The sequence below is a fragment of the Sphingomonas sp. HF-S4 genome (assembly GCF_032911445.1).
In the GTDB taxonomy this organism is placed as follows: domain Bacteria; phylum Pseudomonadota; class Alphaproteobacteria; order Sphingomonadales; family Sphingomonadaceae; genus Sphingomonas; species Sphingomonas agrestis.
Genome location: NZ_JAWJEJ010000002.1, coordinates 144,672 through 158,670, shown reverse-complemented (window position 1 = coordinate 158,670; position 13,999 = coordinate 144,672). Strand labels below are relative to the sequence as shown.

At 66.3% G+C, this 13,999-nt stretch carries 14 protein-coding genes; 10 read left to right on the top strand and 4 right to left on the bottom strand.

The features are described from left to right. Positions 1-107: 107 nt before the first annotated feature. Positions 108-1,562, top strand: a complete 1,455-nt coding sequence (locus RZN05_RS16620; protein WP_317227803.1) for an eCIS core domain-containing protein — start codon at positions 108-110, stop codon at positions 1,560-1,562. Between the two features lie 25 nt (positions 1,563-1,587). On the opposite strand, the gene panC is transcribed toward RZN05_RS16620, so the two are convergent. Continuing rightward, positions 1,588-2,436, bottom strand: coding sequence for a pantoate--beta-alanine ligase (panC, locus tag RZN05_RS16615; protein ID WP_317227802.1), 849 nt, complete (start codon positions 2,434-2,436; stop codon positions 1,588-1,590). Between the two features lie 100 nt (positions 2,437-2,536). Between panC and RZN05_RS16610 the strand changes: the two genes are divergently transcribed. The 5 genes from RZN05_RS16610 to RZN05_RS16590 all read left to right on the top strand — a co-directional run bounded on the left by RZN05_RS16610 (position 2,537) and on the right by RZN05_RS16590 (position 6,150). Then, positions 2,537-3,310 (top strand): division plane positioning ATPase MipZ, encoded by a 774-nt coding sequence (locus RZN05_RS16610; RefSeq protein WP_394804832.1) that lies wholly within the window; start codon positions 2,537-2,539, stop codon positions 3,308-3,310. After that, the gene (locus RZN05_RS16605; protein WP_317227800.1) at positions 3,310-3,585 is read left to right on the top strand and encodes a J domain-containing protein; all 276 of its coding nucleotides are present in this window, start codon (positions 3,310-3,312) and stop codon (positions 3,583-3,585) included. Before RZN05_RS16610 ends, RZN05_RS16605 begins: the two co-directional genes overlap by 1 nt. A gap of 97 nt (positions 3,586-3,682) precedes the next feature. Beyond that, complete coding sequence (gene pgmG / locus RZN05_RS16600; protein ID WP_317227799.1) at positions 3,683-5,080, top strand: phosphoglucomutase/phosphomannomutase PgmG; 1,398 nt, start codon at positions 3,683-3,685, stop codon at positions 5,078-5,080. A 77-nt stretch (positions 5,081-5,157) separates the two neighbouring features. Beyond that, complete coding sequence (locus RZN05_RS16595) at positions 5,158-5,316, top strand: hypothetical protein (protein WP_317227798.1); 159 nt, start codon at positions 5,158-5,160, stop codon at positions 5,314-5,316. A 69-nt stretch (positions 5,317-5,385) separates the two neighbouring features. Beyond that, entirely contained in the window at positions 5,386-6,150 is a 765-nt protein-coding gene (locus RZN05_RS16590; RefSeq protein WP_317227797.1) for an exonuclease domain-containing protein, read from the top strand. Positions 6,151-6,240: 90 nt separating this feature from the next. Here the strand turns inward: RZN05_RS16590 and RZN05_RS16585 are convergent, their stop codons facing one another. Continuing rightward, a complete protein-coding gene (locus RZN05_RS16585) occupies positions 6,241-7,458 on the bottom strand; it encodes a UbiH/UbiF/VisC/COQ6 family ubiquinone biosynthesis hydroxylase (protein ID WP_317227796.1) in 1,218 nt (405 codons plus the stop codon). Positions 7,459-7,592: 134 nt separating this feature from the next. On the opposite strand from RZN05_RS16585, the gene RZN05_RS16580 reads away from it, so the two are divergent. The 4 genes from RZN05_RS16580 to ribA all read left to right on the top strand — a co-directional run bounded on the left by RZN05_RS16580 (position 7,593) and on the right by ribA (position 12,673). Next, on the top strand, positions 7,593-9,911 hold the full coding sequence (locus RZN05_RS16580; RefSeq protein ID WP_317227795.1) for an FtsK/SpoIIIE family DNA translocase: 2,319 nt from the start codon (positions 7,593-7,595) through the stop codon (positions 9,909-9,911). Between the two features lie 97 nt (positions 9,912-10,008). Beyond that, the gene (locus RZN05_RS16575; RefSeq protein WP_317227794.1) at positions 10,009-10,629 is read left to right on the top strand and encodes a LolA family protein; all 621 of its coding nucleotides are present in this window, start codon (positions 10,009-10,011) and stop codon (positions 10,627-10,629) included. 206 nt (positions 10,630-10,835) lie between these two features. Beyond that, a complete protein-coding gene (locus RZN05_RS16570) occupies positions 10,836-11,618 on the top strand; it encodes an exodeoxyribonuclease III (RefSeq protein WP_317227793.1) in 783 nt (260 codons plus the stop codon). After that, positions 11,615-12,673 (top strand): GTP cyclohydrolase II, encoded by a 1,059-nt coding sequence (ribA, locus tag RZN05_RS16565; protein ID WP_317227792.1) that lies wholly within the window; start codon positions 11,615-11,617, stop codon positions 12,671-12,673. Before RZN05_RS16570 ends, ribA begins: the two co-directional genes overlap by 4 nt. Here ribA and RZN05_RS16560 read toward each other — a convergent pair. Together RZN05_RS16560 and RZN05_RS16555 are read right to left on the bottom strand one after the other, a co-directional pair. Next, the gene (locus RZN05_RS16560; protein ID WP_317227791.1) at positions 12,670-13,332 is read right to left on the bottom strand and encodes an HAD family hydrolase; all 663 of its coding nucleotides are present in this window, start codon (positions 13,330-13,332) and stop codon (positions 12,670-12,672) included. The genes ribA and RZN05_RS16560 overlap by 4 nt on opposite strands. Next, entirely contained in the window at positions 13,329-13,997 is a 669-nt protein-coding gene (locus RZN05_RS16555; protein ID WP_317227790.1) for a YggS family pyridoxal phosphate-dependent enzyme, read from the bottom strand. The genes RZN05_RS16560 and RZN05_RS16555 overlap by 4 nt, the downstream gene beginning before the upstream one ends. Positions 13,998-13,999: the final 2 nt, after the last annotated feature.

Below are 13,999 nucleotides of genomic sequence, written 5' to 3'. Positions count from 1 at the left end.
GGCAAACAAAAGGTTAATGAGGTTAACTGTATTTATTCAGGGGGGCCTCCGGGATTATACTGCGCGAATCTCGCGCTATGCTTGGCGGGCGGAAAGGATTGCCACGCATGGCAAGGGCAGCGTTTGAGAAGGGCCACGACACGGCCGGGACGCCGGCGCGGCGGTCGGCGCGCGCTAACGTCGGACGTGCCTATCCGGCGCAATGCAAGGCGGGCGCGGATCCCGGCCGCCTCTCTTATCCCGCGCGTCCCAACCGCACCGGGCTTCCCGACTCGCTCAAGGCGGGGGTCGAGACACTGTCGGGGATCCGTCTCGACGACGTTGCCGTCCATTACGGCTCGGGCCGCCCGGCGCAGTTGGGCGCACATGCGTTCGCAATGGGCTGCGACATCCATGTCGCCCCGGGCCAGGAGCGCCACCTCGCGCACGAGGCCTGGCACATCGTCCAGCAGAAGCAGGGCCGCGTTCCGGCGACTGCACAAGCCGCGGGACAGGCGATCAACGACGACGGTGCACTCGAGCGCGAGGCCGATGTCATGGGCAGTCGTGCGCTCGCCATGGGCCATCGGGGCGATGCCGATGCATCCGAGGCCCAGGCCCCATCGCAGCGGGCCACACCGGCGGCTCCCGTGATCCAGCGAGAACCCACCGACGCCGAGAAGCAAAAGCTCGCGGCAAAGGTCGGCCTGGCCTATCCCAATTTCCAGTTCCGTACGGTCGATGGCGTCGAATATGCCGCCAGCCCGAAAGAGGAATACCGACTGATCCGGTTCCAGAACGGTACGATCCATTGGCGCACGGTTCCGCGAAAACATATCGGCGGCAAATCTTTCTACGGCAGGCTGGGCGACAACCCGCTCACCATGTCCGACGTCGGCGCGCGCACCGTCGAGAGACAGATGTGGGAGGATGCCCCCTATACGGGCGCGCCTGCCAAGACGTTCGTCCCGCAATCCTCGATTGGGGATCGCGACAACAACAATAAGGTGATGGGCGACTATTTCCTCGACGGCCTCGCGCCCATGCCGGCTTCGATCTATGCGCGGACCCCCAATTACGAATGGCTGCACATGCAGGGTCATGGCCTTGGGGGCGGGGAGACCGAGGACAATCTCTATGCCGGCAGCCACGCCGCAAATTCGCACATGGCGGCGATAGAGACTGCGGCGCAGAAGCTGGCGGTCTCGGTCCGGCCGTCGGTACGCTTGACGTGCACGCCGATCGTCGACGAGCACTACCACAGTGACGAGCTGTGCACCCAGATCGCCAACGACCTCGGCAAATCCCCCGATCAGGTCATCGCGCTAATGCAGGGGGCCACCAGCCGCAAGCTTCGACATTTGTTCTTCGCCATCTCGCTGGATGGAAAGGAAGTATGGAAAGAGAGCATCGACGCGACACAGAGCGGCGCGTTCGATGCGAAATGGTTCGAACAGCTTCAGAAAAGCACGAGCCTAGTGATGAGCGGCCAGCCGCGCATCATGTCCTTCGTTCCGGCGAGCGACGCCGTCGCCACGACCCAGGGAGGGAGCAGCGGCGACAAGATGGAGGAGGAGGACTGAGCGGCGACCTGCTGCTCCGCCCGTATCAGTCCAAAGCCGCCGGGTTGACTGCCAGATTGTCGATCAGCCGCGTGCCGCCGATCCGCGCCGCGGCGAGCAGCCGCATCGGCCGGCCTTCGATCGGATCGCCCAGCGTCTCGGCATCAGCAAGCGCGACATAATCGATTGCGAACCCGGCTGCGGTCAACGTCTCGCGCGCCTGGGCCAGCGCCGCTTCGGGATCGGTGCCCTTGGCGATCGCGCGCTCGGCAAGCCCCAGCGCGCGCGGCAGCGCGACGGCCTGGGCGCGTTCCTCGGGGATCAGGTACGCGTTGCGCGAGGAGAGCGCGAGGCCGTCGTCTTCGCGCTGGGTCGGCACGCCCTGGATCTCGATATCCAGGTCGAGATCGGCGACCAGCCGGCGGATCACCGCAAGCTGCTGCCAGTCCTTCTCGCCGAACAGGGCGACATCCGGCTTCACCTGGTTGAACAGCTTGGCCACCACCGTCGCGACGCCGTCGAAATGCCCCGGCCGGTGCGCGCCGTCGAGCACTTCGCTCACGCCGCTGACCGACACGTTGGTCGCGAAACCCTCGGGATACATCACCTCGACCGGGGGCAGCCACAGCAGGTCGACGCCGGCGTTCGACAGCATCCGCGAATCCGCCAGCTCTTTGCGGGGATATTTGGCGAGATCCTCACCCGGGCCGAACTGCTTGGGATTGACGAAGATGGACACCACCACGCGCTGCGCGGCGCGCTTCGCTGCCTCGACCAGCGCCATATGCCCGTCGTGGAGCGCGCCCATCGTCGGCACCAGCGCGACGCGCTCGCCCGCGGCGCGCCAGGCGGCGACCGCGGCGCGGAGGGCATCGGGCTGACGGACGGTTTGCACGCTTGGACACTTTCGATACAACAGAAGCGCGGCCTTCTATGGGCCGCGGGGCGCGGGATCAACAAAGGAAGTTATAGGCTTGACCGACGGAGCTAAGCGCTTGCACGTGCTTGTTTTTGCCAATGAGAAGGGCGGCACCGGCAAGTCGACCACCGCGGTCCACGCGGCGATCGCGCTTGCGTCCAAGGGCGCGCGCGTCGCCTGTTTCGACCTCGATCACCGCCAGCGTACGATGGGGCGGTATCTCGACAACCGCCTCGCCACGGTGAAGCGGATGGGCCGCGAACTGCCCACGCCGGTTTATGAGACGCATGACGGCGAGAGCATGGATTTCTTCGGCGAGACGCTCGAGCGCCTCGGCGCCGATGCTGATTTCCTGGTCATCGACACGCCGGGCCGCGACGACAAGTTCGCGCGCATCGCGGTCACCAACGCCGACACGCTGGTCACGCCGATGAACGACAGCTTTGTCGATTTCGACCTGATCGGCCATGTCGATCCCGATACCTACAAGGTCACTCGCCCCAGCTTCTATTCCGAGCTGATCTGGGAATCCCGAAAACGCCGCGCCAAGGCCGATGGCGAGACGATCGACTGGGTCGTGCTGCGCAACCGAATGCAGCATATCGAGGCGCGCAACATGCGCCGCGTCTCCGAGGCGATCGACCAGCTTTCCAAACGTGTCGGCTTTCGGGTGATTTCGGGTCTCAGCGAGCGGGTGATCTATCGCGAGCTGTTCCCGCAGGGACTGACCATGCTCGACAGCCGCGAATTCGGCGAAATGGGCCTCAGCCACGTCGCGGCGCGCCAGGAATTGCGTGAGATGATGGCGGGCCTGGCGTTGCCCGAAGTCGCCATGCCGCTGTTCGCCTGATGACCAAGGCGATCCTCGCGGCGCTGATCCTAAGCGCGATCTATTATCTGTTCTTCAAGCCGCGGCCCAAGCCGCAGGTCAGGCATCGCGCGCCGCGCATGCCGGAGGACGAGGCGCGCGCGATCCTCGGCATCGGCACCGATGCCGACGAGGAAGCGATCCGCAGCGCGCACCGCCGGCTGGTCACCGCAGTCCATCCCGACAAGGGCGGATCCGAAGAACTGACGCGGCGGATCAATGCCGCGCGCGACACGTTGCTTCGCCGTAGCGCATAGGCGCCACGGACCGCCGCTTCGGTCTTGTTGCACCTGCGTAATTGAACTTTCGCGGCGCTGACGATTTAGGCCGGCAACACCCTTTCCCGGAGGCATCATGACGCACCGTTTCGACCCCACTTCGCTGCGCGAATACGACATTCGCGGAATCGTGGGGGAAGCGCTTGGACCCGACGACGCGCGCGCCATCGGCCGCGGCTTCGCCACGCTGCTCCGCCGCGCCGGCGGCACCCGCATCGCGGTCGGCCGCGACGGCCGTATCTCTTCGCCCGAGCTCGAGGCGGCGCTGATCGAGGGGCTTACCACCTCGGGCTGCGACGTCGTCCGCGTCGGCATGGGGCCGACGCCAATGCTATATTATGCCGAGGCAACGCTGGAGGTGGATGGCGGCATCCAGATAACCGGCAGCCATAATCCCGGCAATTACAACGGCTTCAAGATGGTGTTCCAACATCGCCCGTTCTTCGGCGAGGACATCCAGACGCTCGGCAAGATGGCGGCCGAGGGCGATTGGGAAGAGGCCGAGACGGCGGGAACGATCACCGACTACGACATCGTCGATGACTATGTCGGTCGCCTGGTCGCGGGCTATGCCGGCGGCGCCTATCGCGTCGGATGGGATACGGGCAACGGCGCCGCCGGTCCGGTGATCGAGAAGCTGGTTCAGCAACTGCCGGGTGAGCATTTTACGCTCTTCACCGAAGTGGACGGCAATTTCCCCAACCATCATCCCGATCCTACCGAGGAAAAGAACCTCGCTGACCTGAAGGCGCTTGTCGCCGAGAAGCAGCTCGATTTCGGACTGGCCTTTGACGGCGACGGCGACCGGATCGGCGCAGTCGACGGGCAGGGCCGCGTGGTCTGGGGCGATCAGATTCTATCCATATTGGCTGAGCCTCTGCTCAAGGCCGAACCCGGCGCGACGGTGATCGCCGACGTCAAGGCGAGCCAGGCGCTCTACGACCGAGTCGCCGAGCTGGGCGGCAAGCCGGTGATGTGGAAGACCGGCCACAGCCTGATCAAGACCAAAATGAAGGAAACCGGCGCGCCGCTCGCGGGCGAGATGAGCGGCCATATCTTTTTCGCCGACACCTTCTATGGCTATTACGGCTATGACGACGCGCAGTTCGCCGCGGTCCAGCTGATCCGCGCAGTGCATTCGACCGGCAAGTCGCTGACCGAGCTCAAGGACGCGATGCCGCCGATGATCAACACCCCCGAGATGCGCTTCCAGGTTTCCGATACGCGGAAATTCGCTGTGATCGACGAAGTGCTCGCGCGGCTCGAGGCCGAGGGCGCCGATGTCGATCGCACCGACGGCGCGCGCGTCAACACGCCCGATGGCTGGTGGCTGCTCCGCGCTTCGAACACCCAGGACGTGCTCGTCGCGCGCGCCGAGGCGAAGAGCCGGGACGGGCTGGACCGGCTGATGGCGATGATCGATGCGCAGCTTGCCGCAAGCGGTCTGGAGCGCGGTCCGCAAGCCGGGCATTAACCACGACCAGCCGCTCGGGCGGGTGGAACCCTGATCTGGATCAAGGGTTTATCCGTCCGAGTGGGGACCGGGCCGTGATGGAAAAGGGCTATACCGATATTTCGGAAATCGAGGACTCGCAGGCGGCGCTGCGGAGGAGCATCGAAGCGACCAAGCAACTCGCCGAGCGGACCGACGATCTGCTCCAGCAACACAAGGCGCGCGTCGAACAAGATGGGGCCGATCGCGAGTCCTAGGGGGCGGCCCGGGCCGCCCGGCGCAAGTTTCGGCTGGCATTTCATGGCGTCACGCCCCACCTAGCCCGAATGGCCTCCCGCGCCCCTTCAATCATCCGCGTCATCGATCTCGAGACCACCGGCCAGGCGCCGCCGACCCATGGCGTATGCGAGATCGGTTGGCAGGACGTCGCGCTTCAGTCCAACGGCCGCTGGGAAATCCATGGCGAGGGGGGGAATCGGATGGTCAATCCGGGCCGCCCGATCCCGCCGCTGACGATGGCGGTCCATCATATCCGCGACGAGGATGTCGCCGACGCGCCGTGGTGGCATGACGTCGCCCGCCCCGTGCTGGATCCCTGGCCGCGCCGCGTCGCGCTCGCCGCGCATCGCGCCGATTTCGAGCAGCAATATTGCACCGCGTCGCTCACTCGCGGCGCCAACTGGATCTGCACCTGGAAGTGCGCGATGCGGCTTTGGCCGGGCTCGCCAGGCTTTTCGAACCAGATGCTGCGCTATTGGCGCAAGCCCGAAGGGCTTGAGCACGAGCGCGGTCTCCCCGCGCACCGTGCGTTCCCCGACGCCTATGTCACGGCCTTCCACCTGCGCGACATGCTCAACGAGGCTAGCGTCGCGCAGTTGATCGCCTGGTCGAACGAGCCCGGCTTGCTGCCGCGCGTCCGCTACGGCCCTGATCGCGGCAAGGAATGGAGCGAGATCGACGACGAATCGCTCGCCGGCTTCCTCGAGGACCGCGACGTCGACGTTCGCCACACCGCCGAGCAGGAGTATCTCCGGCGCAGCGGCGGCGGATCGGTCGGGCGAAAATCGGCGACGCAGGATTTGCTGCTCTAGGCTCGGCCCGCACCTGTATCGGGTGCGGGAGATAGCGACGGTCGTCGGTGCGCCCAGGGATCCCGCCGCAATCCTCGATGTCGATCCGCCTTAAACTGTCAGCCCCTGCAGCAGCTTCGGCACGTCGCCGCTTTCGCCGCGCGCCTCGGCCATGAACCAGTCCTTGAGCGGGGGGAGCTTGTCGACCGCCGAAAGCCCGAAGCGGCGGACCGCGCTCGCGGTCTTGCCGGGGATGCCGAATAGCCGAGTGAGGCCATCGGTGGCGGCGGCGACCATGAAGGTGTCGAGTCCGCGCCAGCGCTGATAGCGCGCAAGGAGCTGCGGGTCGCCGAGGTCCATCCCCAGCCGCTTCCCCTCGACCAGCACCTCGACCAGCGTCGCAACATCACGAAAGCCGACATTGACGCCTTGGCCCGCGATCGGATGGATGCCGTGCGCGGCGTCGCCGACCAAGGCGAGGCGATCCGACGTGATCCAGGCGGCGTGGTGGAAGCCGAGCGGGTGGCTGAAGCGCCCCGACAGCGGCCCCAGCTTGCCGAGGAACCCGCCCATGCGCTTCTCGGCCTCCGCGAGATAGGCGCGATCGGAAATCTTGCTCATCCCCGCCGCGTCGGCCGCATCGACCGTCCAGACGATCGCCGAGCGATGGCCGTTCGCATCGTCGAGCAGCGGCAGGATCGCGAAGGGCCCCTCGGGATAGAAGATCTCGAAGGCGATGTTCTCATGGCTGTGCTCATGGCCGAACGTGGCGACCATCGCGGCGTGATCGTAGCTCCAGCGCGCGGTCTTGAGCCCGGCTGCGTCGCGCGTGGGCGAGTTGCGGCCCTCGGCGGCGATCAGCAGCGGGGCGCGGACGACGGCACCCGAATCGAGCGTGGCGGTGACGCCGAACTCGCCGCGATCGACCGAGACCGCACGAGTCCGCATCCGCAGATCGACGCCGGGCGCGGCCTGCGCGGCCTCGAACAGCGCGGTGCGAAGGATGCGGTTCTCGAACATGTGGCCGAGTGCGCCGCCATCGGCGTCCGGAGCGAAATCGAGCTTGCCCGGCGCGAGGCCGTCGGTGACGCGGATGCCTTCGATCGGGCACCCCTTGCCCGTCAGCCGCGGTGCGACGCCGATCGCCTCGAACATCCGCATCGGCGCGCTGGCGATCGCCGAGGCACGACCGTCGAACCCGGCGGCGAGAATCGTCGCGGGATCGGCCGGATCGACGACGATCGCAGTGAGGCCATGCGCATCGAGCGCGGTGGCGAGCGCGCTGCCGACCAGCCCGCCGCCGAGGATGAGTACGTCTGCGCTATCCATGCTTCTTGCCCTAAGAGGTTTTGAAGGATGGGACCAGCCCGTGTCGGCGGGTACAAAACAAGTCCATCTTGACGTCAGAGTCGCGGTGCGCGATGATTCCGCTCGCACCCCCTGACATTTGCGGAGACTGGGCAATGGCGTCCCGGGCACAACCGTCGCTGCTGCGCGACACGATGAAGGCCGGCGTGCGCCGCAGCGGCGCATTGATCGGCGGGACCTTGCTGTTCCTCGCGACGATCGGCGTCGTGCTGGCGCTGCTGACCTATCATTCGCAGGATCCGTCGATGAACACCGCCTCGGGCGGGCCGGCGCGCAACCTGCTGGGTTTGCCGGGGGCGTGGATCGCCGACGCTCTGCTCGCGACGCTCGGCCTGCCGGTGGCGCTGATCGCGCCCGCCGGGCTGATCCTGACCAACCGGCTGTGGCTCGATCGCCCGCTGGGCGATTGGAAGACGATGCTCCGCGGGGTGGTGATCGGAGTGGTGCTGATCGCGACGGCGCTGACCTTCTTCTCGAGCGATTCGGTGCTGTCGCTGGTCGGCGGTTGGGGCGGCGTGGTCGGGCTGACGATCGCCGGGCTGTTCAACTGGATGATCGGCTTCATTGGCGATCCGGTGATCATCTTCTGGATGGCGCGCGGCCTGGGCCTCGTGTTCGGGCTCGCCGGGCTGTGGATATGGTGGCGCAGCCTCGACTTCACCTTGCCCGAGCGAGTCCATATCGGGATGCCGCGGCTATTCGGTCCCACACGGACGCCGCTGCTGCGTGGTCCCGAGCCGCAGCAGGACTATCGCGAGCCGCCCGAGCCACGCGAAGTCCGCGAGCCGCGAAAGCTGGTGGTGCCCGACAACCGCCCCGGCCCGGTGATCGTCGAGCCGAGCCTGGCACCCTCCCCTGCCAAGCCCAAGCCGCCGGTGCAGAGCAGCCTCGACTTCAAGGACAGCTATTCGCTGCCGCCGCTCGACCTGCTCAAGGCAGCGCCGCCCAGCCAGAATGTCGGGGTCGACAAGCTCGCGCTCGAACGCAACGCGCGGCTGCTCGAGAGCGTTCTCGACGATTTCAACGTCAAGGGGCAGATCGTCGAAGTGAAGCCGGGCCCGGTGGTGACGATGTACGAGCTTGAGCCGGCGCCGGGGATCAAGGCGAGCCGGGTGATCCAGCTCGCCGACGATATCGCGCGCAATATGTCGGCGATCTCGGCGCGTGTCGCGACGATCCCGGGGCGCACCGTGATCGGGATCGAGCTGCCCAACGCCAAGCGCGAGGCGGTCAACCTGCACGAGCTGATCGGCAGCGAGGCGTTCGAGGCGCAGGGTGCGACGCTGCCGCTGGTGCTTGGCAAGAACATCGCCGGCGATCCCGTGATCGGCGATCTCGCACCGATGCCGCATCTGCTCGTCGCGGGCACCACCGGGTCAGGCAAGTCGGTCGGCTTGAACTCGATGATCCTATCGCTGCTCTACCGGCTGACCCCGGACCAGTGCCGGATGATCATGATCGATCCCAAGATGCTCGAGCTGAGCATCTACAAGGATATCCCGCATCTGCTCGCCGACGTGGTGACCGATCCCCCCAAGGCGGTGCGCGCGCTCAAATGGGCAGTCGAGCAGATGGAGGACCGCTATCGGATGATGGCGAGCGTCAACGTCCGCAGCCTTGCCAGCTTCAACGACAAGGTCCGCGCCGCCAAGGCCAAGGGGCAGAAGCTCGGGCGGAAGGTCCAGGTCGGCTACGATCCCGATACCGGGCGGCCGATCTACGAGGAGGAGACGCTCGATCTGGTGGCGCTACCGCAGATCGTGGTGATAGTCGACGAGCTCGCCGACCTGATGATGACAGCCGGCAAGGAAGTCGAATTCCTGATCCAGCGGCTCGCGCAGAAGGCGCGTGCGGCGGGCATCCACCTGATCATGGCGACGCAGCGCCCCTCGGTCGACGTCATCACCGGCGTCATCAAGGCCAATCTGCCGACGCGGATCAGCTTCCACGTCACCAGCAAGATCGATTCGCGCACCATCCTGGGCGAGCAGGGCGCCGAGCAGCTGCTCGGCAAGGGCGACATGCTATACATGCCCGGCGGTAAGCAATTGGTGCGCGTCCACGGGCCGTTCGTCAGCGACGACGAAGTCCAGGCGGTCGCCGATTTCTGGCGCGCACAGGGGGCGCCCGATTACATCACCGCAGTGACCGAGGAGCCCGAGGATGGCGGGTTCGCACTCGAGGGTAGCCCGGATGGCGACGACAGCCCAGAGGACCAGCTCTATCGCCGCGCCACGCAGCTGGTGGCCGAGAGCCAGAAAGCATCGACGTCATGGCTGCAACGCCAGCTCCGCGTCGGCTACAACAGTGCGGCGCGGCTGGTCGAGCGGATGGAAAAGGACGGGCTGGTCTCGCGCCCCGACCATGTCGGCCGCCGCGAAGTGCTGATGGACACCGACGGGCGGCCGCTCTGAGGCCCAGTGCGAGGATCGTTTCGGCGGCATAGGGGTTCAGGGGGCATTCAAGCCGGCCCCCCTAGCCGCTCAGCCCAAGCTTTCGGAGAATCCAGACGTGTCTGCACGCACCTTCGCCTTCCTGTTCGCCGCGCCCGCGCTGGTCGCGGCAGCGCCCGTCCAAGCGCCGGTCGGCGATCTCGCGCAGGTCCAGCAGCATCTCCAGTCGGTGAGCAGCATGACCGCCGGCTTCAGCCAGACCGACCGCAACAATCGTGTGCTCACCGGCACGATGACGCTGAAGCGCCCGGGCAAGATACGCTTCCAGTATCAGAAGGGGGTGCCGCAGCTAATCGTCGCCGACGGCTCGAGCCTTTATTTTATCGATTATCAGGTGCGTCAGGTCGATCGCTGGCCGATTGGCAATTCGCCGCTCGCCGTGCTGCTCAACCCCAAGCGCGACATCGCCAAATACGCCAAGCTCAATCCAACCAGCGATCCGCGCGTCGTCTCGATCGAGGTGCACGATCCTGCCCATCCCGAATATGGCCGGATCACGATGATCTTCCAGAAGAATGCCAGCGCGCCGGCAGGGCTAATGCTCCAGGGCTGGGTCGCGCTCGATTCGCAGAACAACCGCACGACGATCAAGCTGTCGAACCAGCAACTCAACGGCAACGTGTCCGACGGAGTGTTCCGCTGGAACGATCCACGGAGGCAAGGCCCTCGGAATCGCTGAGTTTTTAGTCGATCGTTCATGTTGCCGACAGGTTACGGTCCCTAGAAACGATCTTGCGGATGTGGGGCGGTACTCGGGATTTTCCCCCTGTTGCTCGAGGTCGAACCACTTCCCGCCTGCGTGACGAACGCTAGGTCGGCCCTCGCTCCATTGCCCCCGGAGCGGGGGCCTTTCCGTTTCCAAGGGTTCCGCTTACATCGCACCCGATGAAGATCGCCTCCTGGAATATCAATTCCGTCCGCTTCCGCATCGAGATCGTCGAGCAGTTCCTCCGCGAGGAATCGCCCGATATTCTCTGCCTGCAGGAAACCAAGGTGGTCGACGGCGACTTCCCCGAGGCGCCGTTCCAGGCGCTCGGCTATGACCATGTCACCAAGCACGGCCAGCGGATGCACCACGGCGTGGCGATCATCAGCCGTGTGCCCGTGATCGAGGACGACCGGTTCGACTGGCAAGCGAACATGGAAGCGCGACACCTCGGCGTGCGGCTGCCCAACGGCGTACGACTCGAGAATGTCTATGTCCCGGCAGGCGGCGATATTCCCGATCGAACGGTCAATCCCAAGTTCGGCCAGAAGCTCGATTTCGTCGAGCGGATGACCGCCTGGTCCGCAGCGCTCGACAAGCCGACGATCCTCACCGGCGACTTCAACATCGCGCCGCTCGAATGCGACGTGTGGAGCCACAAGCAATTGCTCGGCGTGGTCAGCCATACGCCGATCGAAGTCGAGGCGCTGGGCCGGCTCCAGGCGGCGCACGACTGGGTCGATCTCGGCCGAAAGTTCATCCCGGCGCCGGGACGCTGCTTCACTTGGTGGAGCTATCGCTCGAAGGACTGGACCGCCAACGATCGCGGGCGGCGGCTCGACCATATGTGGGCGAGCCGCGAAGTCGCCGACAAGGCGACCAGCCACAAGGTCTGCGAGCCGTGTCGTTCGTGGCTCAAGCCATCGGACCATGTGCCAATCATCACCGAGTTCGACTTTTGAGCGACCCGCGCGCCGTAGCCCGTACCGTCGACGCGCTGCGCCGCGGCTGGCCGGTGGCGATTTGCGGGAAGGACGGCACGCTCAAGCTGCTCGCGATCGAAACCGCCGATGCCGAGCGCCTCAAGACATTCGATCCTGACGGCGCGGCGCCGGTGCTGCTCTCGGCGGGACGCGCGGCGACGCTCAAGCTGGCCAATCAGCGCGATGCGGCGACGCCCGACGGGCCGGTGCTGGTCGAGCGGGTGCCGTGGCTCGACTTCGACATCGCGACGGCGCTCGCCGATCCGCAGCTCGATTTGGCGACCCCGCTCAAGGGTCCGTTCCGCGCAATCGAGATCGATGCCGGCGACGCCGCCAGCGCGGCGCTGCGGCTGGCGCGCGTGGCCGGGCTGCTCCCCGCCTTCTTCGCGATTGCCGGCAACGCCGACGAGGCGATCACCCCCGCCGATATCGACGCGCACGAGGATGCCGACCGGCTGCGCATCGTCGGCCGTGCGCGGCTTCCCGTCGCGGGCGCCGAGGACAGCGAGATCGTCGCCTTCCGCACCGACGAGATGCCTGGCGAGCATGTCGCGCTGCTGATCGGCCAGCCCGACGGCAATCCGCCACTCGTCCGGCTGCACAGCGAATGCCTGACCGGCGACGTGCTCGGCAGCCTCAAATGCGATTGCGGGCCGCAGCTCCAGGCGGCGATCAAGGCTATCGAGGCCAGCGGCTGGGGCGTGTTGCTCTATCTGCGTCAGGAAGGCCGCGGGATCGGGCTAATCAACAAGCTGCGCGCCTACGCACTGCAGGATCAGGGCTTCGACACGGTCGACGCCAATACCCGGTTGGGTTTCGCGGTAGACGCGCGCAACTTTGCGGTGGCAGGCCGGATGCTGGCGCTATTAGGGCAAAAGACGGTACGGCTGCTGACCAACAATCCCGACAAGGTGGCCGCGCTCGAAGCCTCGGGTATCGCGGTTGTCGAGCGCGTGGCCCACAAGCTGCCGCCCAACCCGCACAATGCGCGCTACCTCGACACCAAGCGCGACCGCACCGGACACCAGCTCTAGGCGATCAGCCGGGCGACCTCGTCGAAATCATGCGCGATCGACTGGACGCCGAGCGCGCGGAGGCGATCGGCATGATCGGGCGCGCAATGGGTACCGGCGCATAGCCCGATGACGTACGCGCCCGACGCGACCGCGCCAGTGACGCCGACGGGCGAATCCTCGAGGATCACAGTGCGGCCGATATCGACGCCGAGCGCGCGCGCGGCGTGGAGATAGATGTCGGGCGCGGGCTTGCCGCGGGTGACGTGCTCGCGGCCGCTGAAGATCTTGTCGCCGAACGCATCGCGGACGCCGAGATGCTCGAGATGGCGGGTGATCCAGTCGCTGCGGCTCGACGAGGCGATCGCGCGGGGAAGTGTGGGCGGCAGGCCCGAGAGGAAGCGGATCGCCCCGGCGACCGCAGGCAAGCCCTCTTCGAGCGCGCGGCGATCCTCTTGCGCGCGAGCGGTATGGAAATCCTCGGGAATTGCTCGGCCGATCCAGCCTTCGATCGCGCCGAGGAAGTCGGCGCCTGCGAGCCCCATGAAATTGGCCATCGAATCTTCCGGCGTCGTCGGATGGCCGACGCTGGTCAGATAGTCGGCGATCTGACGGTTGCCGGCATACTCGCTTTCGAGCAGCACCCCATCGAAATCGAAGATCATCGCATCGAACTTCACGCACGCTCTCCGAACAATGCAGTGCCGACACGGACATGGGTGGCGCCGATCGTGACCGCGGTCTCGTAATCCCCAGACATGCCCATGCTCAGTTCAGACAGGCCCGACTCGCGCGCGTGCTTGGCGAGCAGCGCGAAAAAGGGCGCCGCCTCGGCATCGAAGGGGGGGACGCACATGAGGCCAGCGACCGGCAGATCGGCGGAGCGCGCCGCGGCGAGCAAAGCGGGCAGCTCGGCGACCCGGCAGCCGCCCTTCTGGGCCTCGTCGCCGATATTGACCTGGACGAAGCAAAGCGGGCGCTTGCCGAGCTTTTCCATCGCCTTGGCCAGCGCTTCGACCAGCGAGGGGCGATCGACCGAGTGGATCGCGTCGAACAGGGCGACGGCTTCCTCGGCCTTGTTCGATTGGAGCTGGCCGACGAGGTGGAGCTCGAGACCCGAGGTCTCGGCGCGCAGCTCGGGCCATTTGGCCTGGGCTTCCTGGACGCGGTTCTCGCCGAACACGCGCTGACCGGCGGCGATCAGCGGGCGGATCGCGTCGGCGTCGTAAGTCTTGGAGATGGCGATGAGCGTGACGTCATCGGGTTCGCGGCCGGCAATGCGCGCCGCGCGGGCGATCTTCTCGCGCACGTCCGCGAGCCGGGTCTGGGCGTCGTCTAAGGGCATGG